Raw genomic sequence first — 25,343 nt, 5'->3', positions numbered from 1 at the left:
TCTCAGGTGAACGCCTCAAATACCCTCGATGAGTTTCGCGGTATTGAACTGCAGTTCACGTTCAATCATCTGATCCAGGGTTGATACCTTTTCTTCGTTACTCAAGGCTTGCCAAGGGTTCAGGCCATCTTGCGGGTTTTGCACCGTGCCGATGATCTTGGATGCGTTGATAGTCTCCTGCCTTAAGACCTTGGCGCTGGAGAGCTCTACCAAAGACAATTGCAAACAAACAAATGGCGCGAGGTATCCGAACGAGTGTTCTCCGCTGTCCAGGTTGCGAGTCTTCTTATGTCGATCGATGTAAAAACCGATACCTTCGAGTTGCCCGGTGCCAATCGTGCCCGTCGTCACTTTGAACTGAGCTTCGTGGCGACTTCTCGTGACCAACACGAGGTGAGTCGCCCCGTCTTTCTTCATTGACGCGGCCAAATCATTCGGTAGCCTTAGTTGATCCCCGTCAAAGAGTGCACCTGGTCGACCAAAAAGCTCTGTCTTTGGGGCTGTGTAGAGCAGAACATCTCGCCCTGCATCCGAGGCACCTATTGCGGATTGAATGGTGCGCAAGGCGGTGATATCAAAAGGGGCGCCCGGTAAATCCGCACTTTGTTTTAAATTGCTGTCGAGCTTTGTACCAACGGTCGGTCGATAGGTGATGACATTGAGAGTATTGCCAATCAATGACAGCGCCGCGAATTTAGGGCGGCTGCTGTCGCCCGCAGCTTTGGCGGGTATGCCGTAAAAATTCAAAGCCAGCAAGCCGCTTGTGGCTGTGAGAAAGGTTCTTCGTTTCATTCAGTGTCTCCCTTGTCTTAGAACCATGGCAGGCGTCTTTGTCGCCCTTGATGAATTGTTGACCATGCCTGCACAAATCTGATGCAGGCATTCCCTTCCCTCTAAAGAGTTCGGCGCCAGTCAAATGTTTGTCATGGCTGCAGTCGGGAAGCCTGCCTCAAGCATTGAACAAGCCCAAGCTTTGCTTGAACAGCCCTTGCGGATCCACACTGGCCTTGATCGCTTGTAGCCGAGCGAGATTGCTGCCGTAAAGGGCTTGCAAGGGATTAGGCAGCGAGGCGTTCAGATAGTTCTGATAGGCCCGACCGCTGCTCCAGGGATTCATTTTTTCGCGCATGCCTTGGGCCCAGGTGTCGGCCTCAGTCAGGCTGCTGGCGGGGCTGCCCGGGAACTGGTCGCAGTAGTACTGGGCGCTGAACTGGGCTTGGCGGTGCACAAAGGCGGTGGCGTCGTGGGCGATGCGGCCAATGGCGCCGCCCATCAGATTCATGATGACGCTGCCACTGCGTCCGCTGGAACGCCGCTCATCCATGGCGCTGCGCAAGACCTCGGCCATGGCCGCGGCGGCGCTGGCGTCCAGGGCCTTGTCAAAGAAATCTGAGCTGGCCGCCATCGCGACTCGCCCCAAGCGGCCGGCCGGGTTCTGGCTGGGGAGGTGGCATGAGGCCAAAGCGGAGCTGACGCAGTCGCCCAGCATGACGTCTTCATAACGACGATTTTGAACGGTAGGCGGCGCCAGCGGTGGCCGGCCGATGCGGGTCAGCAGCGCTTGCCAAGGCGCTTGCAAGAGCGCCTCGCTGCCAACGCAAATACCCCAGACCCTGCAAGTGCCTTGCGGCGTCAGCAGCAGCTGTGACCAGATGGCATCGGGCATGGTCTGGGGCCAGGCGGTCCAGGCCGCCAAGATCGCGGCCAGATCGCTGAGTTGGAAGTCGGCGGAGAACTGAGTCAAGGTCTGGACTGCATGAGTCTGGAAGCTGAACTCGGTGACGATGCCAAAGTTGCCGCCACCGCCGCCGCGCAGGGCCCAGAACAAGTCGCTGTTTTGGCTCTCATCGCAAAGCAGTTCGCGGCCATCGGCCGTGACCAGCCGTGCCGCGCGCAGCACATCGCAGCTCAGGCCATAAGCCCGGTCCAGCACACCAAAGCCACCGCCTTGGGTGATGCCGGCAATGCCTACGCTCAAGCAGCTGCCGGAGGGGAGGCCGCGGCCTTGGGTCAAGAGCGCGCCGTAGACATCGGCCAGCGTGGCGCCAGCGCCGACCACGGCGGTTTCGCCCTGCAAACTCACTTGGTTCATCGCACCGACGTCGATGATCAAGCTGCCGTTGCCTGTGGAGTTGCCGATATAGCTGTGGCCGCCGCCTCGTGCTGCGAGTGGCAGTTTTAAGCGGCGCGCGAATTCGAGGCCGGCCTGCACATCGCTGCTGTTGGCACAGCGCAGCAGTGCCAGGGGGCGAAGGGCGTCATAGCGTGCATTGGCCGGCAAACGCAGTCGCTCATAGTCGGCATGTGCGCTGCGCACCACAGCGCCTTTGAACTGCTGGCTGAGCGCCGTCCATTCGGACTCGGCCGGCCCATTGGGCTCGGGTGGAGTGGGGGGTATGGGATTGGGGGGCGGGGCCGGAGCTTCAGTGCTTCCGCCACCACCGCCGCAGGCGACCAAGCCGCTGGCCAGCGCTCCGCTTAGCGCCGTGCTCGAACTCAGACGCAGAAACTCTCGTCGATCCATGCTGATGTGCCTCCCTTGGCCGCTGCCTGATCCCGATCTTGCTCTTTTTGGTATTGAAACCAGTCTAATACCGATGTTTGGATTCGATATCAGGGAATGCGATGAAGGCAGCGCCATGGGATGAAACACCGACCCGACGTTTTGAACGCTGCGCCAGTCGCCCCTATGCGCAGGTTCGCTTGGGCGCAGCTGAGACAATCGGCGCATGACTCTTGTCGAAGCCTTGATTGTTGGCAGCCTGCTTCTGGTGATCGTGGGCATGCTGCTCTTGCTATGGCGCCAAGCCAGTGCCAAGAATGACGGCGAGGCCTGGGCGGCGCTGGCCGAGCAGGCGCAGCAGTCGAACGTGCGCCTGGAGCGCCTGGAACGCGAAATGCGCGACGAGTTGAGCCGCAGCGCCGCCACCACCCGCCAGGAGCTTCAGCAAAGCCTGGCGCGCTTTCAGCAAGCCTTGAGCCAGGGTTTGCAGAGCAACAACCAGTCGCAGACCTTGCAGGCCCTGGCCACACGCGAGGCGCAAGATGCCGCCGCGCAGCGCCAGACCCAAGCCCTGAATGAAAGCCTGAAGGCGCTGGCGCAGACGGTCGAGCAGCGCCTGGGGCTGATTCAACAAGGCAATGAAGCCAAGCTGGAGCAGATGCGCGCCACCGTGGACGAAAAGCTCCATGCCACGCTGGAGCAGCGCCTGGGCGAGAGCTTCAAACAAGTGGCCGAGCGTCTGGAACAGGTGCACAAGGGTCTGGGCGAAATGCAAGGCTTGGCGCGCGATGTGGGTTCGCTCAGCCGGGTGCTGACGAATGTGAAAACACGCGGTGTCTTTGGCGAGGTGCAGTTGCAAGGTCTGCTGGAGCAGGTCTTTACCCCCGAGCAATATGCCACCCATGTGGCCACCGTTCCGGGCAGCGCCGAACGCGTCGAGTTCGCCATCAAGCTGCCGGGGCAAAGATCGGACGGTGCGCCGCTGTGGCTGCCTATCGATGCCAAGTTCCCGCGCGAGGACTATGAACGCTTGCTGGAGGCGCAAGAGCGTGCCGATGCGCCGGGCGTGGAGACGGCAGCCAAGGCCATCGAGGCGCGTTTGCGACTGGAGGCCAAGACGATTCGAGAGAAATATGTGGCACCGCCGCACACCACCGATTTTGGGATTTTGTTCTTGCCGACCGAGGGCCTCTATGCCGAGGCGCTGCGCCGCCCGGGTTTGTTGGAGGCCTTGCAGCGCGAACACAAGGTGATGCTTGTCGGCCCCACCACCTTGCTGGCCACTCTGACCAGCTTGCAGATGGGCTTTCGCACGCTGGCACTGGAGAAGCGTTCGGCCGAGGTCTGGGAGGTGCTGGGCGCGGTCAAGACCGAGTTTGGCAAGTTCGGCGATGTATTGGCCAAGACCAAGAAAAAACTCGATGAGGCCAGCGCCTCGATCGACGCCGCCGAGACCCGCACCCGTGTCATGTCACGCAAGCTCAAGGGCGTTGAGGCTCTGCCAGAAGTCGCAGCACAAGAGTTGTTGCAGCTCCGCAGTGAAAGCATGGCGGGGGATGATGAAGCAGCGGCTGAGGCCAGCGCGCCGCGCGGCGAGGCTCGGCTTTGACTTCGCCGGTGATTGCAACAGCGAATGCGCCCAGCCCGGCAGAACTGCGTCGCGCCTTTCCTTGGCTGATTGCCACCCTGATCTCGCTGCACGCCTGCATGGCGGTGACGCGCGTGGCCGCCAGCCTCTGGGTGCTGCATCAAGGTCATGGCGAATGGACGGTTGGCGTGCTTTTGAGCCTGTTCGCCGTCACGCCCATGCTCTTGGCCATGTGGGCGGGTCGCCAAGCCGATAAATACGGCATGCACCGGCCGGTGGGTATCGGCGTCTTGATGGCGCTCTCGGGGGCTGTGGTGGCCTTGGGCGGCCAAGGTTTGTGGACCATAGGCCTGAGCTGCTTGCTCAGCGGCGGCGCTCTCAGCGTGGCGGCGGTGGCCTTGCAGCGCGAGGCCGGCATGATGGCGGACGAGCCCAGTGAACTCAAACGCGTCTTCGGTTGGATGGCCCTGGGCCCAGCACTCTCGAATGCCTTGGCACCAGTGGCCGCAGGGCTCTTGATCGACTATGTGAGTTTCCGGGCGGCGTTTGCTCTGGCGGTTTTCTTGCCCTTGTTGACCTGGGCCTGTGCCGTACGAATTCCACGTCATGCGCCGGCGCCGCAAACCGCGGCCCAGCGCAGCCGGCCGGCCTGGGGCTTGCTGAAGAGCCCGGCGCTGCGGGTTTTGTTGCTGCTGAATGTGGTCTTGGCGGCGGCCTGGGACGCGCACAGCTTCGTGGTCCCGGTGGTCGGCCACGCCAAGGGCCTGAGCGCTTCGGCCATTGGCTTGGTGCTGGCTTCGTTTGCGGTGGCGGCCACGGTGGTGCGCCTGGCCATCATCCGCTGGGCCACGCAGTTGGATGAAATGAAGGCGCTGCGCGTGGCCATGTTGATGGCGGCCTTGACCCTGATCGTTTATGCCTGGCTGCCCGGCACGCCCGGCTTGATGCTGGGTTCGGCCCTGCTGGGCTTGGCCTTGGGCTCGGTACAGCCCATGGTCTTGGCCATGTTGCACCAGGTCACGCCAGCGGATCGGCACGGCCAGGCCTTGGGTCTGCGCATGATGGCCACCAACGCGGCCACGGTGGCCATGCCGGCCGGCTTTGGCTTGCTGGCCACGGTGTCAGCGGTGGCCGCCCCGATGTGGCTGATGGCCGGCTTGCTGCTGCTGGCGCAATGGCCAGCGCGCGCCCTGGCGCAATCGCGGGCCTGATCACAGCGGCCAAGGCCCACGCCTTAGGTGCTTGTCAGCCACGGGGAACGTGGCACAGTGCGTGGCGTCCGTATGACGTCCCGATGGCGTTCGCATGGCGGCTGAACGTCCTTGAGCAATCAGCCCGGGACTGGGCATGGCAGCGAAAGGAAGCGCAGTGGCAGCAGGTATTTTCATCAGTTACCGACGCGACGACTCGCGCCATGTCGCCGGTCGTTTGGCCGATGACCTGGCCCAAGCCTTCGGTTCGGACAGTATTTTTCGCGACATCGAGGGCATCAGCCTGGGCTTGGACTTCACCCAGTCACTCGACACGGCACTGGCCTCTTGCTCGGTGATGTTGGTGTTGATTGGCCCCAACTGGTTGACGATACAAAACGCCCAGGGTCAGCGGCGTTTGGACTTGCCCGAGGACTGGATTCGGCAGGAGATCGCCACTGCTTTGCGCCGAAATGTGCGGGTGGTGCCGGTGCTGATTGAAGGCACGCCTTTGCCCGATGCTAGTGATTTGCCGGAGGACTTGAAGCCCCTGGTGCGTCGCCAAAGCATGGATTTGGCCGACGCGCGCTGGCGCGGCGATTTGCAGCGCTTGATCGAGACGCTGGAGCGCGTGCCCGGTTTGCACTTGAAGCCAAGCTCAGCGGACAAGGCCGAAAAACCTGAGCCGGCGCCGATGCCGCCCAAATCAGGGCGCAAACAACTGTGGGTGGGGATGGGGCTGGGCGTGTTTGGGCTTATCGTGCTGAGCTTGTTGGTCGAGGGCAATAAGGCGACAGAGGACACACAGGCGCAAGCCGGCGCCGCCACACAGCAGCAAGAACCCGGTGTTGCGCGGCCTGTGGTGCAGCAAGTCTCTCCGCAGTTGGCGCAAACGCTGCAGCAAGAGGAGGCGGCAAAAACCGCGCCGGCCTTGCCCAATCTGGCCGGCATGTGGCGGTCTTTGAGCGGCGAGATTTATCAGCTGCAGCAGAGCGGCCGGCAGATCCAACTCAGTGCCGAAGTGAATGGTCAGCCTTTTGGCGGCGGACGCGGTGAACTCGACGGCACACTCTTGCGCATTGCCATGACGTTTCAAGTCGCCGGCCAGGCCCCGATTTCTGCCAACTGCAATATGCAGCTGGCCGCCGACCACGCCAGCATGGTGGGGCAGTGCTTGGGGCCGAACGGACCTTTTGCCGCGCAAATGTTCCGTTAGCCGGCGCAAGTCTAGGCCTTTGCGGAAGAAGAATCTGATGATGGCGGTGGAGCGTCCATAAATCCTGGAAAATCGTGGGTCTCTGAATCCACTTCAAAAGAAGAAAGTCCCCGCCATGAGCGAAGTAGCAAGCACCGCAGACCGCCCTGCCATTCCTGATCGTCTGTCCATCGACCCGCGCAGCCCCTTCCATGACACTGCGGTGTTTGAGCATGACATCGGCATCCGTTTCAATGACATCGAGCGCTTCGATGTGGCCGAGTACTGCATCAGCGAAGGCTGGGTCAAGGTGCCTGCAGGCAAGGCCAAGGACCGCAAGGGCAACCCTATGATGCTCAAGCTCAAGGGCCGGGTGGAAGCCTTCTACCGTTGATTTGCCACTGACCTTTCGCTGAAAGGCTCAGCGGGGCTGTGTCATGCGCAGCCGCCTTGCGGCGTCTTCGTCGCGGGCATCGTCAATCTCCCGCATCACGCCGCGCAGATCCACCGGCCGCGCCTTGTGCACAAAGCGGCCGGTCAAAGGCGCTTCGGGTGTCAGCCCGCCGCGCTCAAACAGCGCCCAGATCTCGTGGCCGTAGTCGCTCTGCAGCAAGTCGGGCGCAAACTGGCCGAAGAAGTTGCGCAGGTTCTCTACATCGCGCAGCAGCATGCGCTTGGCGTGGTTGTTGCCCGCCGCGTCCACCGCTTGGGGCAGGTCAATGATGACCGGCCCATCGGCGGCCAAGAGGATGTTGAACTCTGACAAGTCGCCATGCACGATGCCGGCGCACAGCATGCGCACCACCTCGCGCACCAGGGTGGCATGATGCAAGCGCGCGGTTTCGGGCTTGAACTGCACATCGTTCAGGCGCGGCGCCGCGCTGCCCTCCGCATCCACCACCAACTCCATCAAGAGCACGCCTTCGAAGAAGTTAAAGGGCTTGGGCACGCGCACGCCGGCCGCAGCCAAGCGGTATAGCGCATCGACCTCGGCGCTTTGCCAGGCTTCTTCCTGCTTCTCGCGGCCGAACTTGCTGCCCTTGGCCATGGCGCGCGCCTCACGGCTGTTTTTGACCTTGCGGTTCTCGGTGTAGTCCACCGCCTGCCGGAAGCTGCGTTGGGTGGCTTCTTTATAGACCTTGGCACAGCGGGTCTCGTCGCCGCACTGAACCACAAAGACTTGGGCCTCTTTGCCGCTCATCAATTGGCGGGAGACAGCGTCGATCAAGCCTTCTTCGAGCAGGGACTGCAGGCGTTTCGGTGTTTTCATAGAGCATCTATTGTCAGCGCAAGCTTGGCAATAAATACCAAGCCTAGATTCGGACGCGGGTACAGGCCTCAGAATGCCGTTCTCGCAGGCCCGTCTCTCGTGTGTTGGAGGGGCTGCGCTTGATGTCGAACCTGGAGTTTGTATCGCGATGTTGCTTCGTCCCTCTCAACTTTCTAGTCTGAGCCTGACCTTGTTCTTGGCCTTCGCTTCTGCGCAAGCCAGTCCGGCCCTGGCCAAAGAGCGCAAGCCCGCGCAGGCTTCATCCACAGCCCAAGTCGCCGCCATCACGGCGCCAGCGGCCAAGCCTGAGTTTGTACGTGAACTCGGCGGCATCGAGGAGTACCGCCTGCCCAATGGACTGCAGATCTTGCTCTTCCCCGATGAGTCGCAAAGCACCACCACGGTGAACATCACTTACCGGGTGGGCAGCCGGCATGAGTCTCAGGGCGAATATGGCATGGCGCATTTGCTGGAGCACTTGGTGTTCAAAGGCACGCCGACCCACCGCGACATTCCCGGCGCTTTCGCTGCCAAGGGCATTCGCTACAACGGCACCACCACCATGGACCGAACCAATTACTTCAGCAGTTTCAACGCCAGCCCCGAAACCCTGGATTTCGCGCTGGCGCTGGAGGCTGACCGCATGGTCCATAGCTTCATCGCCAAGTCCGATCTGGACAAGGAAATGAGCGTGGTCCGCAATGAGTTTGAGCGCGGCGAGACGGCACCGTTCTCGGTGCTCTACAAGCGCGTGCAAGCCGTGGCCTATGACTGGCACCCCTATGGCAACGCCACCATCGGCCCCAAGAGCGATATCGAGAATGTGCCGATCGAGCGGCTGCAAGCCTTCTACAAGCGCCACTACCGGCCCGATAACGCCACCTTGCTGGTAGCCGGCCGTTTTGACAAGGCCACCACGCTCGCCCAAATCACGCGCCACTTTGCGGGCTTGAAGAAGCCGGTGGAAGCGCTGCCGCAAACCTATACGCAAGAGCCGGCGCAAGACGGCGAGCGCACGGTGGTGGTGCGGCGTGTGGGTGGCCAGCCGGCCTTGCTGGCCTACTACCATGTGCCCGCGATTGCGCATGCTGACTCCGCGCCCTTGCTGGTCTTGGGCTTGTTGATGTCCATGCCGCCCAGCGGCCAGCTTTACAAGGAATTGGTCGAGACCAAGATCGCTCTGCATGCCGCCTTGGGCGGTTTGGGGGGGCAAGCGCCGGGCGGCATCACCGCCATGGCGATTCCGCCAACGCCGGCTGATGTCGACAAGGTTGAAAAACTCTTGCTCGACCTGGTGGAAGGGCGCGCTGGTAAGCCCTTCGAAGAGGCCGAGATGCAGCGGGTGCGCGATGTGGCGCTGAACTCTTACCGGGAGCAGATGAAGAACCCGGAAGGCCTGATTCAGCAAATCTCCAATCTGCTCGGAGCCGGGGACTGGCGCTTGCTGTTCCAACTGATGGAAGACCTGCCGCGTGTCACCTTGGCCGATGTCGAACGGGTGCGTAAAGCCTATTTGCAGCCGGCCAACCGAACCTTGGGTCGCTACTTGCCGGCCGAGGTGGTGACGCGGGTGGAGATTCCCGCCACGCCCGCCTTGGATGAGCGCTTGGCCCAGTTGAAAGGCCCGCCCAAGGTGGAGGAGGGTGAGCGCTTCGATCCCACGCCGGCGCATTTGCAAGAGCGCACGCAGCGCAAGCTGCTGCCCAGCGGTATCGCCTTGCAGACCTTGAATAAGCGCACCCGTGGCAATGCGGTGCAGTTGCAGATGCAACTGCACTGGGGTGAGCGCGATGCCACCTTCGCACGCCGTGGCACCGGCTGGGTGGGTGAGTTGATGATGGAAGGCAGCCCCAGCCTGAGCAAGCAGGCTCTGCAAGACGCCTTGATTCGCTTGAAGGCCGGGCTCTCCATCGCCAGCGGCGACCAGGGCGCCACGCTGCACATCCAGGCTGAACAAGACAGCTTGTTGGAGGTCTTGAAGCTGGCTGCGGATTTGATGAAGCAGCCGCTCTTGCCGGAAGAGGCCTTCAATCGCGACAAGCAGGCCAAGCTGGCGGGCTTGCAATCGTCGCGCCAGGACCTGGGCGTGCTGATGAGCGAAGCCACCCGCGGGCACAGCAACCGCGCCCGCGGCGTCAGCCTGGGGCATCCCGACTATGTGATGAGTTTGGACGAGCGCCTGGCGCATCTGCAATCGGTGCAGTTGGCCGATGTGCGCAGCTTCCACGCCGACTATTGGTCGGCCAATGAGGTGCAGGTGGCCGTGGTGGGTGCCATTCCTCAGGGCCTGGAAGCGGCGCTTGAGCAAGGCTTTGGCAATTGGAAAAAGCCGGCCGCGCCGCGCTTCAAACGGCAGCTGCAAGACTATGTGGCGGTGCCCGCAGCGCGCTTTGATGTGAGCGCCAAAGACAAGGCCAATGCCGTGCTGGCGATGGCGCAGTCCTTCAAGCTCAGCGAGGCCGATGCTGACTTTGTGCCCTTGATGCTTGCCACCCATGTGTTTGGGGGTGGGGCGATGGAAAGCCGCTTGTCAACGCGTGTGCGTCAGCAAGCGGGTCTGAGCTATGGCATTGGCGCCCAGCTGTCGGCGCCTTATTGGGGCAATGATGCGGGCCTGTCCATCGGCGGCAGCTTCGCGCCGCAGAACCGCGAGGCGGTGCTGAGCCTGGTGCAAGACGAGTTGCGCCTGATGGAAGAGGGCGGCATCAGCGAGGCCGAGTTGGCGCGCGCCAAGAAGGACATTGCCGAATCTCGACTGCAGTCGCGAGCCAGCGAAGCTCAGCTGGCCGGCACCTTGAATCTGCTGGCCGATCGCAGCAAGGACTGGGCCTATGTCGCCCAACGCGACGCTGCCATCCAGGCCGCCACCTTGGAGCAGGTCAACGCTGCTTGGAAGCGCTATGTGCGGCGCGATGGCTTTGTGATTTCGACGGCGGGGGACTTCAAAGACAAGCCTTGAGGCCCTCGGTTTAGATGACGAGAAACCGGCTTCGGCCGGTTTTTTTCATTGGAGCCGATTCGTGCTGCGTCTTTCGTCTTGCTGCTTCGGCCCATGATCGGGCGGCCCCAAAAGTGTTTTCAAGACAGCCCCGCTGCTTTTCGCTCCCCACACATCTCTTGCCAGAGCTGCCCAGGCATGGGTGGCGATTTGCAATGGGTTGTAGCTGTACAGCGGCGTGCTCAGCCCATAGCGGATCTCGAGATCCTTGCGCTCCTCAACAAAGCTGCCGAAAAGGCGGTCAAACACGATCAGCACGCCGCCGAAATTACAGTCTAGGTATTCGCTATTGCAGCCGTGGTGCACGCGGTGGTGCGAGGGTGTGTTGAAAACCCACTCGAAAGCGGCGGGCAGCTTGGGTATCCAGGTGGCATGCAGCCAGAATTGATACAGCAGATTGCCGGCCACCGCGGCCGCGACGGCCTGCGGCGAGAAGCCCAGCCAGATCAAGGGCAGAAAAAAGATCGCCGTGCCGCTGAGCTTGCCGGTCCAGCCCAAGCGCAGGGCCGCCGCTAGGCTTAACTCATTGGGGGAGTGGTGCACCGCATGGGTGGCCCAAAACCAGCGCACACGGTGGGCTGCACGGTGATAACCGTAGAAACAGAGCTCTTGCCCCAAGAACAGCAGCAAGTAGTCGAGCGGCTCGGTCAGGGTCAGCGTCTGCAGTCGATGGGCGTAGACCCAATTCAGCAAAGGCGCGGCCAAAGACAAGCCCAGGCCGTCGATGGCGCGGCGGCCGGCAAAATCAGCCAATGAGGCCGCAAACGCCGCCCAGTCATAGGGCAGGCGCAGCACGAAGCTGCGCACCAATCCCTCGAGCGTGGCACTGAACACGACCAGGCCGAGCAGGGCCAGCAACCAGGGCAAGGGGCTGTCCATGAGGCGCCTTTCTCGCGCTCCACCTTGGCCCCTGCTCGGCGCTTCTCTCAGGCCTGCGTCTTGGCGCTGCGCCGGCGTGCCACGAAGGCAATGGCAGCGAGCCCAGCCAGCATCAGAGCATAGGTTTCGGGCTCAGGCACAGCCGTCACCGAGATCGTGCCGTTGGTGTAGAGCTGGCTGTAGTCCAACTGGGTGCCCGCGGCGAGAGTGAGTCCCGAGGCATCGATGGCCTTGAATGTGCCGCTGCTGCTGCCCCAGTCCAGCAGGTCAAAACTCTGGCCGGCTTGTGCCACAAAGCCATTCCAAGATTTCAGCGTCAAGGTGCCGCCGAACTTGAAGGCGCCGCCGATCACCAGCTTGTCAAAGCTGCTGTCCACCAGCGGGGAGCCCAGAGCGCAGGTCACCACGGTGCAGGCAGCGGTGCCGCCAATCTCGGCCTCGTAAAAGTTGCTGCTGGCAAAAGTGACCGAGCCTTGGATGTAGCCGTAGCCTGGCGAGTTGCCCAGCGCCAGGCCACCTTCGAAGAACATCTTGCCATCACCATTGACGTCGGAGCCGGTGCGCTGCTTGACCAGGCCGGCAAAGGTGGCCACCGAGCCTTCGGAGACGCGCAACTCGGCGTCTTTCATGATTTCCACCGTGCCGTAGAAGCTGGTGTTGCTTTGGCCCGAGAGCACGATCTCGCTGCCAGCGCTGGCCACGATGTCGGTGCGCAGCTCTGAAGTGCCGCCACTCAGGAAGATCTGGCCCTTGTTGCTCAGCGTGCCGGCACGCAGGCTGCCGAATCCGTTGATGCTGCCACCGGCCTCGTTGACCAGGGCTTTGCCGTTGTTGTCCAGCGTGCCGCCACTGAGCTGGATCTGGCCGGCATTGCTGGCCAGGCCTTGGCTGATCAGCAGCTTGCCGCCATTGCCCGCAGCCAGAATGCCGCGATTGGAACCGACGATCTGGCCGGCCAGGGTCAGCGTGCCGCCTTGGGCTTCGATGCTGCCGCTGCTGTCGGCTTGGGCGAGGTTGTTGTTGACCTTGCCGAAGCCCTGGATCAGGCCGCGGTTGTCGATCTGGCCGCCGGCCAGATTGGCGGCATTGCTGCTCAGCAAGACCTGACCCCGGTTGACGAAGGCAGCGTCAATCTGGGTGCGGCCGGCGTCGACGATCAGGCTGCCGTTGTTGCTGAAGGCCGTGCTGATGCGGCCGCTGCCGCTGATGCTGCCCTGCGCGCCGTTGACCAAGGCAGCGCTGCCGGTCACGAAGCCGTTGTTCAGATTTAGGCTGCCGCGGTTGTTCAGGTCCGCGCCTTGCAGGCTGAGGTTACGGCCGGCCTGCAGGTCCCAGCTGCCTGTGTTTTCGTTGAGACCGGTGCTGCTCAGAACCAGAGTGCCGGCGCCTTGGCGCAGCAAGCCGGCGTTGTTGAAGCCGCCGCTGCCGGTGATGGTGCCCACGCCGTCCAACACGCCTGCGTTCACCGCCGTGCCTGCGGTGCGCAGCGTGCCGCCGCTAAGGAGCAGCACGCCGCTGCTGTTCATACCCCCGGTACCGACGCTGAGCTCGCTGAAGCTGCCCAGCTCGGCTTGACCCTGCAAGACCAGGCTGCCGGCGCTGGCCTTGCCGCCGCTGAGGGTCAGGCTGCTGGCGGAGTCAATCGTCAGCACCTGAGCCACGTTCAAGGTCTTGCCGCCGGCGAGGTTGCTGAACGAGGGCAGCAGGGCCGAGCCGAGAGCGGCGTTGCCGGTGTAGGCCAGCGTGCCCTGGATCCAGCTGAAGTTGCCCCCACTGTTCACCACAGCGTTGGCGATTTGCAAGGTTCCGCTATCGAGGGTGACCGTGCCTTGACCGCCAATCGTCAGCGTGCGTGCGCTGACCTTGCCGCCGTCGGCAATGCTCAGCGTACCCGAGCCGGCGCCAGCGACCAGCAGGTCGGCGCTGAGGGCCCACTGCGAGCCATTGCCGCTGACCGTCGCCGTGCCTCGGCTGCCTTGCAGCGCGCCCAGTGCGCCGCTGCTGTTGCTGACCACGCCGCCTTTGTCGATCGACAGGCTGCCGCTGCCGGCATGGCCGACCGTCAGGTCTTGCGTGAGCCATTTGGAACCGGTGCCGCTGACCTGGACGGTGCCCTTGCCATTGACGCCATAGCCCAGATGACTGTTGAAGGTGTTGAGCTGGCCGCCGGCCTCGATGCTGAGGTTGCCGCTGCCCTGGTCGCCCACTTCAAAGCCGCCACCGGTGTTGACCCAGCGCGAACCCGCGCCTGTGACCTTGCCCGTGCCGCTGCTGCCCGTGTCGGCGCCCAACTTGCCGATGCCGCTGTTGGTGACCTCGGCGCCGTTCTGCACGGTCAGCAGGCCGGTGCCGAAGCCGCCGATGTCCAGGCTGTTGCTTAGCAGCTTGGAGTTGGTGCCGTCGGCCACGATAGTGCCCTGGCTCAGTGCGGTCTGGCCCACGCTCAGCAGGTTGACGCTGGCCGAGCTGCCCGAGGTGATGTTGAGCGTCAGGGCATCACCCGCCTGCCTGCCCAGGTTGATGGAGCCGCCCTTTTGAATTGCCACATTGTTGCTGAGGGTCAGCTTGGTGTTGCTACCGGAAAGCCAGGCATTGCTGAGCAGCATGCCGTTGCTGCCGCCATTCCAGATCTGCTCGGCGCTGCCGCCCATAGCCTCCACGGCCACGTTGAAGGTCTGCCGCTGGCCCAGATTGCTGATGTTGCCGCTCAGCTTCAGGGTGGTGGGTGCCGATGCTTTCGGCGTCAGGATGAAGTCGGTGGCATCGGCGGTGAAGGCAATGTCCTTCAGTTGCAAGACCTGGGCGGTGGTGCCGGAGATGTCGATGATTTGCAGCGGTGCCTTGTTGCCGTTGAAGATCAGGGAGTCACCGTCCTTGGGCACGCCGGCCGTGGCGCCGCTCCAGTTGCCGGCCGTGCTCCACAAGGCAGTGGGGCCTCCGGGCGTGGTGGTCGCACCGGTCCAGGTCCACACGGCAGCTTCAGCCGGATTTGCGATACCCATGCCTAGCGCTGTGGCCAGAGCCAAGCACAGCGCGGACGGATGAAGTTTGCGCGGCAAGGAAGGATGGACGTGATGGGCGTGGCGATTCCCGATGGAAGGGGTGGTGTTCATGAATGCTCCCTGTAGGCTCAAGATCAATGTGTGAGTGAGTTCGCTGTATTGCCCGGAGCACTCGCCTGACAAAGGGTCAGCATTGGGGTCACCTAGGCATCGATTCACAGCGAAGGCAGTGTCCGGAGATTCGCCCTCGGCGTGTGCGACATAACGCGACAATTCATGACAGCGCTGTCGCATTTGCCGCTGCACTGTCTTGGCGGCTGCCGGCATAGAGTTCAGGCTCTTGCTGGAATTGGTCCGCACTTTCGGTCCAGCGGCATTGCGTGAGCCAGGGGTGAAAACGCGTGGGGCCGGCGGCAGCCGCCTCGGAGCCCTGCTGTGGTTTGGCAGGTGGGGACGATGCATCGTCGGCTGTTCTCGCCCTGAGGAACAGCGATTGGATCGAAGTCGTGCGTTTAGTGACTATGCGTTTGTGCAGCGAGGCGCTGCGCCCTCAGTGGACACAGAGGTGCAGGAGACTGAAGCGACTTGATTTGCTAGTCCTGAGTTTGTGTGGGCTCAGGTACTGCTGTCAGCCAGCGTGACAGGGTCTCGGCCCATGGCGCTCAGCGTGCCGCTATGCAAGCCGGCGCACGGTATCTGCTTGTGTGTCGTTCGCCGTGAACAAGAGATCGCGGTCTTCGATCTAGTGACCCAGCGCTAGGGGCCAGTCGACCACTGGCTTTTGAAGACAAACCTTCATGAACGGTGGACGCGGGGTGGACTGACATTCAGGCGATAAGCCCCGTCCAGCCAAGCTTGGAAATCAGGTTTGGCGGCGTTTGCGTAGCGCCAGACCCGACAGGCCGAGTGCCATCAATGCCCAACTCGCTGGCTCAGGGACCGGTGTGGCAACCCAGCCGCTGTAGTTGGATGTCGTGCCGTCTTGAGTCCAGCCCACAAGTGCGCCGCTATTGTTGAGCCCGTAGCTTCCCATCGAATTGTTGTCGGTGGGAGTGAATACGGCCCAATCGCCGGGTTTGCCGACGATTGCTGTCGCGCCCGCAAAGCCAGAGACCACGCCCGAGTCATTGATGTCGCGAAAACGAGGGACGCCAATGCCAGCAATACCAAAGTACTCGGTGCGAGTCATGGTGTTCAGGTCGACGATAAAGGCCCCGGATCCACCGGCATTGGCTGGGCGAGTGAAACTTCCGGTGACGAGACCCGATGAGTTGGCTCCTTGAGCGATAGAACTGTTGTCGCCCGCCACACTGAGCTTGGTCAAGGTTTGGGTCAAACGGTCAAAGGCGAAGGCATAGACGCCTCCAGTTGCGTTGTTGGCAGTTCCAGTCAGATACCTTGCGTTTGACGAGATGTTTCGAATCGATGTGCCGCTGGAGCCGGCAATCTCAAAGGCCGTGAAGTTGCCAGCCGAGTAGATGAAGCTATGTTGAATACTGGGACCGTCGGGCACCGCCGTCCAGTAGCTGCCGACCAGCGTGCCATCATTAGCGACCCCAGTTAATCCAGTGCTGCTCGCGCCGTCTGGGTGACTGAAGCTGGTAAACGCCCCGGCGCTGTAGAGAAAGCTTTCGTCATCGGATCGACCGACGATGACACCGTTGTCATTGATATCCCAGGGCTGCGTTGAGGCAAACCCGGGTCGATTGAAATCTGCTGGGACGCTGTAGTTCGTGCTGGCCGAAGCCGCGGTCGGACCCCATAGCAAGAGTCCAGTCAAGCCACCCAGGGCGGCACGCGCAATAGACGAAGAATTGATCATGATGTTTCTTCCCTGGCTCCGTTTTAGGAGCTTTGATGGTTGGGATGGAGATCGCAAGAACGTGACATGCAAGTCGAGTGCTTCGATTCACAGCGGTTAAGAAAGTCCAATTTGCGCACCATCTTTTCCCTGAGCATGGTTTTTGAGTTCTCGATCGCTGGCGGACGAACAAGTGACAAAGCTGGCGACTTGCACTGCCGCGCCCCTCGACTTACGGCCCAAGCAGCGCTGCCGAGAGAGTGTCGGAAGATTCGCCCTCGGCGTGTGCGACATAACGCGACAATTCATGACAGCGCTGTCGCATTTGCTGCGGCAATGTCGTACAAGGCTTAGCGCTGTTTGGCTTACGATCGAGCGCTCTGCTGTCTTGGCCTTTACATCTTTTCTCTTCGGCGGCGCTCTTGATGTCTCAGCCTTCTTTGCTCTTGGTCGACGACGATGTCGAGCTCTCCGCCATGTTGCTTCGCCTTTTGCAAGCGGAGGGTTGGGCGGTGCGTGCGGCTCACAATGCCGCCCAGGCGGAAGCAGCGCTGACTGAGGCGCTGCCGGCGGTGGTGCTGCTCGATGTGATGTTGCCCGATGCCAGTGGCATGGATTTGTGCAGGCGTTGGCGGGCGGCGTACCCCAGCTTAGGAATCCTGATGCTGACCGCGCGCGGCGACCCTTTTGACCGTGTGCTGGGTTTGGAGTTGGGGGCTGACGACTACCTGGCCAAGCCGTTTGAGAAGCGCGAATTGGTGGCACGCTTGCGAGCCCTGATCAGACGCCAAACGCCGGTGCCGGCGCAGCCGACCACCACATGGAGTTTCGGCCCGCTAAGCATCAATTTGCTGCGCCGCGAAGTGCTGGCGAACGAGCAAGTGATCGTGCTCACCGGCATTGAGTTCCGGCTTTTGCTGGAGTTGATCCGCACCCCCGGTCAAGCGGTTTCGCGTGAGCAACTGAGTGAAGCGGTGCAGGCGGGCAGCTATCGACCCCAAGACCGGACAGTGGATGTGCAGGTGGGCCGCTTACGCCGTCGCCTGGCTCAGGCCTTGCCGAACAGTGATTGGATAGAAACCGTTCGAGGTGAGGGTTATGCCTTTGTGCCAAGAGGCGCCGCACCGTCACAGAGCCTGGGTGCGGATGATCCCAAAACGCTTTGATTCGCTGTTTCTGCGTTTGGTGCTGGCTCAGGGGGTGCTGCTGGCCGGCTTTGTCCTCGTCTTTGGTGGACTGTTGGTGGTGGAGCGCAACCAATTGTTGGCGCCCCATTTGGCGGCCTCTTTGGCGCCGCAGGTGGTTCAATCCCTTCGTGTCAACAGTCCCATCGAATTGCCGGCATACGGGCTGGTCACTGACATACGGCGTGATGCGGGGCCGCCTGAAGGGCTCAAGCTGCAAGTGAGCGATTGGCCGGCGCCCAGTCAATTCATTCAAGAGTTAGCGCGGCTTGGCGTGGCGGCGGATCAGGTCTGGATCAATTGCAGCAAGGGCCAAATCCGGCTGTGGGTGCATGCGCGCTTGGCGGGCGAAACCTCATCATTTTGGATGAGTGCCGCTGCCACCGCGGCCTTGCCGCATTGGGCGCCTCGGATGACTGTGGGTCTGGTCCTGATGCTGTTGGTGATTGCCTGGGTCAGCAGGAGTTTTGCTCGAGACTTGACGGGGCCATTGGCGCAGTTGCGTTTGCGCATGCAGGCCCATGCGGAGAGCGGTCATCAGCAGGGCACTTTCGAACTCAGTCCGAAAGCCAGCAAGGCACCGCCGGAGTTGGTCGCCATTGCAGCCGCCTACCAAAGCTTGGCCGAGCGCCTGCAGCGCAACGAGCGCGAACGTGCGCTCTTGCTGGCCGGTGTGTCGCATGACTTGCGCAGCCCTTTGAGTCGCATCCGCTTGGCCGCCGAGATGCTGCCGGAGTCGGCCGATAACGCGGACGGAGTGGCCAGCATCACGCGCAATGTCGATCATGCCGACCGGCTCACCGCCAGTTTTTTGGAGTTTGTGCGTACCAGTGCGGTCGATCTGGGTGAAGAGGTGGACCTCGTCATCGCGGCTCAGCGAGCCGTGGCCGGGTTTGATCGCCCAGCGCAGGACTTGGTCTTGCATGCGCCTGAGGTGTTGCTGCTGAGCAAGGCTCACGGCTTGTTGATCGAGCGCTTGATCGCCAACTTGATCGACAACGCGATCAAGCACGGCGGTGCGCCGGTCGCGGTTGAAATTTCTAGGCCTGAGCAGGACTGGGCCTTGCTGATCGTTTCAGACGCGGGGCCGGGACTGCCACCCGGCGGTGATGGCCGCTTGATGGAAGCTTTTGCCCGAGGTGATGCCAGCCGAAACCTGCCAGGCTTCGGTCTGGGCTTGGCCATCGTGCAGCAGACCGTCTTGCGTTTGGGGGGTGAGCTGTCGTTTGCTCAAGTGGACGGTCGACACCAGGTCAGGGCGCGCCTGCCGCTGCATCGCTGACTTGGCTCAACGGCTGCAGAGGAAGGCGGGTTTGACGATCAGCTCATGCCCTGATGCCGCAGCAAGGCGTCGATCTGCGGCTCGCGGCCGCGGAAGGCTTTGAAGCTCTCAATCGCCGGGCGTGAGCCGCCCACTTCCAGCACGTTTTGCAGATAACGCTGTCCAGTGGCGGCATTGAAAACGCCTTCCACCTCGAAGGCGCTCCAGGCATCGGCGCTCAGCAGCTCGGCCCATTTGTAGCTGTAATAGCCGGCCGAATAGCCGCCCGCAAAAATATGCGAGAAGCTGTGCTGGCTGCGGTTGAAGGCCGGGGCGGGGATCACCGCCACTTCCGCGCGCACTTCGTCCAGCAGCGCTTGCACCGCGCTTTCAGAGCCGGGCTCGGCATGTAAGCGCATATCGAACAAAGCGAACTCGATTTGGCGCAAGGTCTGCAAGCCGCTTTGGAAGTTCTTGGCGGCATTCATCTTGTCGAACAGCTCGCGCGGCAGCGATTCGCCGCTGTCCACATGGGCGGTGAGCTGCTGCAGCACCTCCCATTCCCAGCAGAAGTTCTCCATGAACTGACTGGGCAACTCCACCGCATCCCATTCCACGCCGGAGATGCCGGACACGCCCAACTCGTCCACCTGGGTCAACAGATGATGCAGGCCGTGGCCGAACTCATGGAAGAGCGTGGTCACATCGTCATGGCTCAGCAAGGCCGGCTTATCGCCCACTGGCGAAGAGAAGTTGCAAACCAGCTGCGCCACCGGCGTTTGCTGTGCACCTTCGGGCCGCGCCCAGCGGCTGCGCACCTCGTCCATCCAGGCGCCGGGGCGCTTGCCGGGGCGGGCATAGAGGTCCAGGTAGAACTGGCCCACCAGCTTGCCCTCACGCTCCAAACGGTAGAACTTGACGGATTCGTGCCAGACCTCGGCTTCTTGTTCGCTGATCTTGACGTTGAAGAGGCGCTCGATGATGTCGAACAAGCCAGCCAGCACGCGCGGCACGGTGAAGTACTGGCGCACCGCTTGGTCGCTGAAGGCGTAGCGGGCCTCCTTGAGCTTCTCGGAGGCGTAGGCGTTGTCCCAGACCTGCAGATCGCTCAAGCCCAGCTCCTTGTCGGCAAACTCGCGTAGCTCGGCCAGGTCCTTCTCGGCGAAGGGGCGGGCGCGGCGGTTCAGGTCACGCAAGAACTCCAGCACCTGGGCGGGCGAATCGGCCATCTTGGGCACGAGCGAAGCTTCGGCGTAATTGGCAAAGCCCAGGATCGCGGCTTCCTCCTGGCGCAGCTTCAAGAGCTCTTCGATGATGGCCGTGTTGTCTTGCTCGGGCTTGCCGGCCAGCTCGCTGGCACGGGTCACATAAGCGGTGTAGAGGCGCTCGCGCAGGGCGCGGTCTTCGGCGTACTGCATCACCGGCAGATAGCTGGGGAAGTGCAGGGTGAGCTTGTAGCCTTCGTCTTTGCCCTCGGCCTGGGCGGCGCTGCGGGCGGCTTGTTTGGCGTCGTCCGGCACGCCTCGCATCTCGGCCTCGTTGGCGTAGTAGGCGAAGCCATCGGTGGCGTCCAAGACATGTTCAGAGAATTGCTGGCCCAACTCAGCGGCGCGCTCCTGGATGGCGGCAAATCGTTCCTTGGCCTCGCCCTGCAATTCGGCGCCCGAGAGCACAAAGTCGCGCAGCCAGTTCTTCAGCGCTTGCTGGCGCGCCGGGCTCAGGCTGGCGGCATTCGGCGCCGAGGCGATTGCCTTGTATTTGGCGTAGAGATTCTCGTCGGCACCCAGCGCGGTGAAGAACTCGGTGACCGGCGGCAGCATGGCGTTGTAGGCCTCGCGCAGTTCGGGCGTGTTGGCCACAGCATTCAGGTGGCCGACGGCGCCCCAGGCCGCGCCGAAGCGCTCGGTGGCCACGCCCAGGGTGGCGGACAAACGGTCGTAGTCGGCCGGCGTGGCCGGGTCCGTCGCCTCAGCCAGGGCGGCACGAGACTCTTCCAGCAAGGCTTCGATGGCCGGCTGAATATGCTCGGGGCGAATTTGTGCGAAGGCGGGTAAGGCGGCGGTGCTGAGCAAGGGGTTCATAGTGCTTCTCCAAGTCGTCCACGCGCATCAGTGCTGCGTGGACCAAGCCGAATCAATCCGAGTAAAGCCCGCCGGCCTGGCATTGCCAGGCTGCCGGGCTTGCAGCTGGGCGGGCAGGCGCAGGTCAGACGCCAGCCGCGCGCTCGGCCGACTCGATGGTGTTGACCAGCAGCATGGTGATGGTCATGGGGCCCACGCCGCCAGGCACGGGGGTGATCCAGCCGGCCACGTTTTTCACACCGTCAAAGTCCACATCGCCGCAGAGCTTGCCTTCGTCATTGCGGTTGATGCCCACATCGATGACCACGGCGCCGGGCTTGACCATGTCGGCGGTCAAGACATTGCGGCGGCCCACGGCGGCCACCACCACATCGGCCTGACGGGTGTGATAGCCAATGTCCGGCGTGCCGCTGTGGCAAATCGTTACGGTCGCATTGGCCTGCAGCAGCAGCAAGGCCATGGGCTTGCCCACGGTGTTGGAGCGGCCGATCACCACCGCATGTTTGCCGCGCAGGTCGTAGCCGGTGCTTTCAATCAGCTTCATGCAGCCATAAGGGGTGCAGGGGCGAAAGCCCGGCAACTGGGTCATCAACTCACCAGCGCTCAGCGTCGAGTAGCCGTCCACATCTTTGGCGGTGGCAATCGCTTCAATGACCTTGTGCGGATCGATGTGCTTGGGCAGCGGCATTTGCACCAGGATGCCGTGGATGCTGGGGTCGCGGTTCAAGGCGTCGATGCGGGCCAGCAGTTCGGCCTCGCTCATCGAAGCTTCGTACTTCTCCAGCACCGAGTGCAGGCCGGCATCGCCGCAGGCCTTGACCTTGTTGCGCACATACACATGGCTGGCTGGGTCTTCGCCCACCAAGATGACGGCCAGGCCGGGCTTCATGCCTTTGGCGGTGAGGGCGGCGGCGCGCTGGGCCACTTCGGCGCGCAGTTGTTGAGACAAGGCGACGCCATCAATCAGTTTTGCAGTCATGTCAGTGAACTCCAGGTACAGGCTAGGGAGGGATTCTAGAAACGCAAAAGGCCGCTGAGCGATCAGCGGCCTCGTTCAAGCACGCAAGATGCGGCTCGGTGGTGGATCAGTGGGAACTCAAAGACTCAGGCCTAAATTCAAGCCTTGGCGGGAGCCGCCGAAGCGCCCAAGGCGATCTTCAGCAGGTCGGCGACCGTGTTGGCGTTGAGCTTTTCCATGATGTTGGCGCGGTGCGCTTCCACGGTCTTGATGCTGATGCCCAGGTCGTCGGCGATCTGCTTGTTCAAGCGGCCGGCGACGATGCGCTCCAGCACTTGCGATTCGCGGGTGGTCAGGCGCTGCAGCAGGGCGTCGCGGCTGGCGGCTTCTTGGTGGGTGGAGAAGGCATTGCGGGCTTGGTCCAGCATGCGCTCGACAAGGGCCACCAACTCGTCTTCCTTGAAGGGCTTTTCGATGAAGTCCATCGCACCCTTTTTCATCGTGTTGACGGCCATGGGCACATCGCCGTGACCGGTGATGAAGACCACGGGCAGGGGGCTCTTGCGTTCCAGCAAACGGTCTTGCAACTCCAGGCCGCTCATCCCTTCCATGCGGATGTCGGCAATCAGGCAGGCGACTTCACGGGGGTCGTAACGGCTCAGGAAAGATTCGGCGGAATCAAAGCATTTGACCCGGTAGTCCTTGCCTTCCAGCAGCCATTGCAAGGAATCACGCACGGCCTCGTCATCATCGACAACGTAGACATTACCCTTTTTCGGAATCAGACTCATGGTGTCGCAGTTTGGTTTACAGCAGGCCCGGAGGCCGTAGTGTTTTGGATTGTCAGACCGGGCGTCTCGGTACGGGAGATATCTACCGGGATGCTGAAGGCGAACCTGCAGCCCACAATAGCTTCCCCATTGTATAAGTTCTCCGCACGGATCCGGCCCTGGTGAGACTCCACAATAGACCGGCATAACCCTAAGCCGATACCCATGCCATCGGCCTTGGTGGAGAAGAAAGCTTCGTACATTCGCGCGATCACTTCTTCGGGCATGCCGGGGCCCATATCGGTGACCGAGAAGTCGATGTGGCCGCCCAATTCCGGCGTGTGTTTGGGCACCACGCGCAGTTCAATATGGCGACGCGAAGCCGGCAATCCGGCGTTGTCAATGGCTTCAGCGGCGTTCTTCAGCAGATTCATCAAGACCTGTTCGATCAGGATGGGGTCCACCATCAGCTGCGGCAGACGCTGCGCCACATAGGTGTGGATGGCCACATTGCGGCGTCGCAACTCGATGCCGGCCAACTCGACCGCGTCTTCAACGATGTCGCTGGCTTGCGCCGCTTCGCGTTTGGGTTCGCTGCGTTTCACGAAGTTGCGGATGCGGTGAATGATCTGGCCGGCGCGCTGCGCTTGCTTGGCGGTCTTTTCTAGCGCTGCCAGCAGATCGTCTTTCTGGATCGCGTCATTGCGCACCCGCGAGACCATGCCGTTGCAGTAATTGGTGATGGCGGTGAGCGGCTGGTTCAACTCATGAGCTACGCTGGAGGCCATCTCCCCCATGGTCATCAAACGGCTGGTCATTTGCGCACGCTCGGCCTGCAAGGCGGCTTGCGCCTCGGCATGTCGGCGGGTGGTGATGTCGGTGGCGATCAACATTTGCGCCAGGCGGCCGTCGGTCCACTGCAGATAGCGGGCGCGCACGTCAAACCACATCTCCAACGATTCGACATAGACCTCGCGCGGGTCGGAGCCGGTTTCGGTCAGTGCCTGGGCCGGCAGGCCGGAGTAGTCGTCCACGTCTTCATCGGGCTCAGTCTCGGCAACGCGGGCCAATTGGCTGCCGGACAGCAGCGCGTGCCCGGCCGGGTCAGCGCCAAACCAAAGCCGGTAGCTGCGGTTGGCAAACAGCAGCTCGCCTTGCTGTACCGAGAGCACCGACACCGCCGCATCTAAGCCCTCCAGCACCGTGGTGAAGCGTTCATGCGAGGCCGAGAGTTGGTCGCGTACGCGTTTGGCCTCGGTGATGTTGGTCATCGAGGTCATCCAGCCGGTCTGCTTGCCCTTGGTGTCCACCAGCGGCGAGATGTAGACGCGGCCGTCAAAGCTGGTGCCGTCTTTGCGCAGGATTTTGACTTCCACGCCGCCGGCGGGGCTGCGGCCTTGTAACTCTTGCTGCAGCAAGCGGGCGTTTTCTTCGATGCGGTCCGGTGGCCAGAAGGGGAAGGGCGGCTTGCGGCCAATCATCTCGGCCTCTGAGAAGCCGGTCATGGCGCAAAAGGCCGGGTTCACGTAGGAGATGCGCGACTCCATGTCCATGGCGCGCATGCCGGTCAGCATGGAGTTTTCCATGGCGCGGCGGAAATTGGTTTCCGAGGTCAGCGCGTTCTGGATTTGCAGGCGCCGGCGCATATGTTTCCAGGTGCCCAAGAGCATCCAGACGGTCAGCGTGGACAGCGCCACCACCATCCAGAACAAAGTGTTGCTGATCAGGCCGATGGAGGTGCGATAGCCCTCGCCGCGCAAGACCAGGCCGTTCATCGCCGGTGCCAGTGGCACTTCATAGAGAATCGAAGCGCGCTTGGTTTTGCGCCCCGGCATCTGGGTGACGGTGCTGGCCAGCACCTGCTCGTTGGGATTGAGGATCGCCACCACATGGCGCGCTGTGACTTCCGAGCGTACGTAATAGCGCAGCAGCGCCTCGACCGAATACTCGGCGATCAAGACGCCGGAGAAGCCGGTGCGGTCGATCAGCGGCACCTGCACTTGGAACACCGTGGTCGAGTTGTAGTCGTGGAAGGCCGCCGAGTAGGTGGGCTGGCGGCGCTCCTTGGCGGCCAAGAAGGCCAGCTCGGGCGGGCTGGACTGGTTGGCAATTGGCATGGACGGGTCCATGCCATCGGTCTGCATCAAGGCTTCGTCTTGAAAGCCCGCGCCGCTGACGCTGGCCCGGGTTTCGCGCCGGTTGTTGATCCAGCTGACGTGGGTGATCTCGGGCCGTTCGCGCGCAAAGCTCTTGGCCTGGGCGCTGAACTCATGGGTGTCCACCGCGCGCGTCACGATCTCGCGCGCAATGCGCATCAGCTGCTCTTGGTTCTCAATCAGGCGCAGGCGGATTTGTTGCTGAGCGATCTCGGTGTCGCGTTTGACGGCCTCGTCTTCGCGCTCGTTTTCTTCATTCCGCAAATACCAAAAGGCCAGGATGATCGCGGTCAGAAACAGCAAGACGGAGATCAGCGGCCCGAGGGTGGCAAAGCGGTCTTGGCGGGCCGGAGACTGGCGGCGCCACCATCCGGTGGCCAGACGTTGGGTGGGCAAGAGCAGGCGCCTCAAGGCGTTTTTGAGATCGAAAGCATTCGGCATGCCCTCGATTATCCGGGTGCTTGCAGTCGAGCCCGGCCGGCCGCTTCATTCTTGATAATTTCATTA

General features: G+C 62.2%; 17 protein-coding genes. 7 read left to right on the top strand and 10 right to left on the bottom strand.

Annotation, left to right across the window (positions count from 1 at the left end):
* Positions 1-15 precede the first annotated feature (15 nt).
* Positions 16-792: a hypothetical protein gene (locus LNV06_RS07635; protein WP_263537666.1), complete on the bottom strand. Its 777-nt coding sequence runs from the start codon at positions 790-792 to the stop codon at positions 16-18.
* 157 nt (positions 793-949) lie between these two features.
* Positions 950-2,524 (bottom strand): FAD-binding oxidoreductase, encoded by a 1,575-nt coding sequence (locus LNV06_RS07630; RefSeq protein WP_263537665.1) that lies wholly within the window; start codon positions 2,522-2,524, stop codon positions 950-952.
* 205 nt (positions 2,525-2,729) lie between these two features.
* Between LNV06_RS07630 and LNV06_RS07625 the strand changes: the two genes are divergently transcribed.
* The 4 genes from LNV06_RS07625 (at position 2,730) to LNV06_RS07610 (ending at position 6,870) form a co-directional block, all read left to right on the top strand.
* Positions 2,730-4,112, top strand: coding sequence for a DNA recombination protein RmuC (locus LNV06_RS07625; RefSeq protein WP_263537664.1), 1,383 nt, complete (start codon positions 2,730-2,732; stop codon positions 4,110-4,112).
* Positions 4,113-4,120: 8 nt separating this feature from the next.
* Complete coding sequence (locus LNV06_RS07620) at positions 4,121-5,302, top strand: MFS transporter (RefSeq protein WP_263537663.1); 1,182 nt, start codon at positions 4,121-4,123, stop codon at positions 5,300-5,302.
* Between the two features lie 157 nt (positions 5,303-5,459).
* A complete protein-coding gene (locus tag LNV06_RS07615) occupies positions 5,460-6,497 on the top strand; it encodes a toll/interleukin-1 receptor domain-containing protein (RefSeq protein ID WP_263537662.1) in 1,038 nt (345 codons plus the stop codon).
* Positions 6,498-6,612: 115 nt separating this feature from the next.
* Complete coding sequence (locus LNV06_RS07610; RefSeq protein ID WP_263537661.1) at positions 6,613-6,870, top strand: DUF3297 family protein; 258 nt, start codon at positions 6,613-6,615, stop codon at positions 6,868-6,870.
* 27 nt (positions 6,871-6,897) lie between these two features.
* On the opposite strand, the gene LNV06_RS07605 is transcribed toward LNV06_RS07610, so the two are convergent.
* Positions 6,898-7,746, bottom strand: a complete 849-nt coding sequence (locus tag LNV06_RS07605) for a PA4780 family RIO1-like protein kinase (protein ID WP_263537660.1) — start codon at positions 7,744-7,746, stop codon at positions 6,898-6,900.
* Positions 7,747-7,894: 148 nt separating this feature from the next.
* Here LNV06_RS07605 and LNV06_RS07600 point away from each other — a divergent pair, with 148 nt between their 5' ends.
* Positions 7,895-10,705, top strand: coding sequence for a M16 family metallopeptidase (locus LNV06_RS07600; RefSeq protein WP_263537659.1), 2,811 nt, complete (start codon positions 7,895-7,897; stop codon positions 10,703-10,705).
* A 45-nt stretch (positions 10,706-10,750) separates the two neighbouring features.
* Here the strand turns inward: LNV06_RS07600 and LNV06_RS07595 are convergent, their stop codons facing one another.
* The 3 genes from LNV06_RS07595 to LNV06_RS07585 all read right to left on the bottom strand — a co-directional run bounded on the left by LNV06_RS07595 (position 10,751) and on the right by LNV06_RS07585 (position 16,447).
* Positions 10,751-11,623 carry a sterol desaturase family protein gene (locus LNV06_RS07595; RefSeq protein ID WP_263537658.1) on the bottom strand — a complete coding sequence of 291 codons (873 nt, stop codon included), beginning with the start codon at positions 11,621-11,623 and terminating at the stop codon, positions 10,751-10,753.
* A 47-nt stretch (positions 11,624-11,670) separates the two neighbouring features.
* Positions 11,671-14,736: a beta strand repeat-containing protein gene (locus LNV06_RS07590; protein ID WP_263537657.1), complete on the bottom strand. Its 3,066-nt coding sequence runs from the start codon at positions 14,734-14,736 to the stop codon at positions 11,671-11,673.
* A gap of 751 nt (positions 14,737-15,487) precedes the next feature.
* The gene (locus tag LNV06_RS07585; protein ID WP_263537656.1) at positions 15,488-16,447 is read right to left on the bottom strand and encodes a PEP-CTERM sorting domain-containing protein; all 960 of its coding nucleotides are present in this window, start codon (positions 16,445-16,447) and stop codon (positions 15,488-15,490) included.
* A gap of 404 nt (positions 16,448-16,851) precedes the next feature.
* Here LNV06_RS07585 and LNV06_RS07580 point away from each other — a divergent pair, with 404 nt between their 5' ends.
* Both LNV06_RS07580 and LNV06_RS07575 read left to right on the top strand, forming a co-directional pair.
* A complete protein-coding gene (locus LNV06_RS07580; RefSeq protein ID WP_263537655.1) occupies positions 16,852-17,592 on the top strand; it encodes a response regulator transcription factor in 741 nt (246 codons plus the stop codon).
* Entirely contained in the window at positions 17,573-18,892 is a 1,320-nt protein-coding gene (locus tag LNV06_RS07575; RefSeq protein WP_263537654.1) for a sensor histidine kinase, read from the top strand. The genes LNV06_RS07580 and LNV06_RS07575 overlap by 20 nt, the downstream gene beginning before the upstream one ends.
* 38 nt (positions 18,893-18,930) lie before the next feature.
* Here LNV06_RS07575 and LNV06_RS07570 read toward each other — a convergent pair whose 3' ends face one another.
* The 4 genes from LNV06_RS07570 to LNV06_RS07555 all read right to left on the bottom strand — a co-directional run bounded on the left by LNV06_RS07570 (position 18,931) and on the right by LNV06_RS07555 (position 25,277).
* A complete protein-coding gene (locus tag LNV06_RS07570) occupies positions 18,931-20,952 on the bottom strand; it encodes a M3 family metallopeptidase (protein ID WP_263537653.1) in 2,022 nt (673 codons plus the stop codon).
* 124 nt (positions 20,953-21,076) lie between these two features.
* Positions 21,077-21,931, bottom strand: coding sequence for a bifunctional methylenetetrahydrofolate dehydrogenase/methenyltetrahydrofolate cyclohydrolase FolD (folD, locus tag LNV06_RS07565; RefSeq protein WP_263537652.1), 855 nt, complete (start codon positions 21,929-21,931; stop codon positions 21,077-21,079).
* 137 nt (positions 21,932-22,068) lie between these two features.
* Entirely contained in the window at positions 22,069-22,701 is a 633-nt protein-coding gene (locus tag LNV06_RS07560; protein ID WP_263537651.1) for a response regulator transcription factor, read from the bottom strand.
* Entirely contained in the window at positions 22,698-25,277 is a 2,580-nt protein-coding gene (locus LNV06_RS07555; protein WP_263537650.1) for a PAS domain-containing sensor histidine kinase, read from the bottom strand. The genes LNV06_RS07560 and LNV06_RS07555 overlap by 4 nt, the downstream gene beginning before the upstream one ends.
* Positions 25,278-25,343 lie beyond the last annotated feature (66 nt).

It is taken from the genome of Paucibacter sp. Y2R2-4, assembly GCF_025717535.1.
Lineage (GTDB): Bacteria > Pseudomonadota > Gammaproteobacteria > Burkholderiales > Burkholderiaceae_C > Paucibacter_A.
This window is presented reverse-complemented; position numbering and strand designations above follow the sequence as displayed.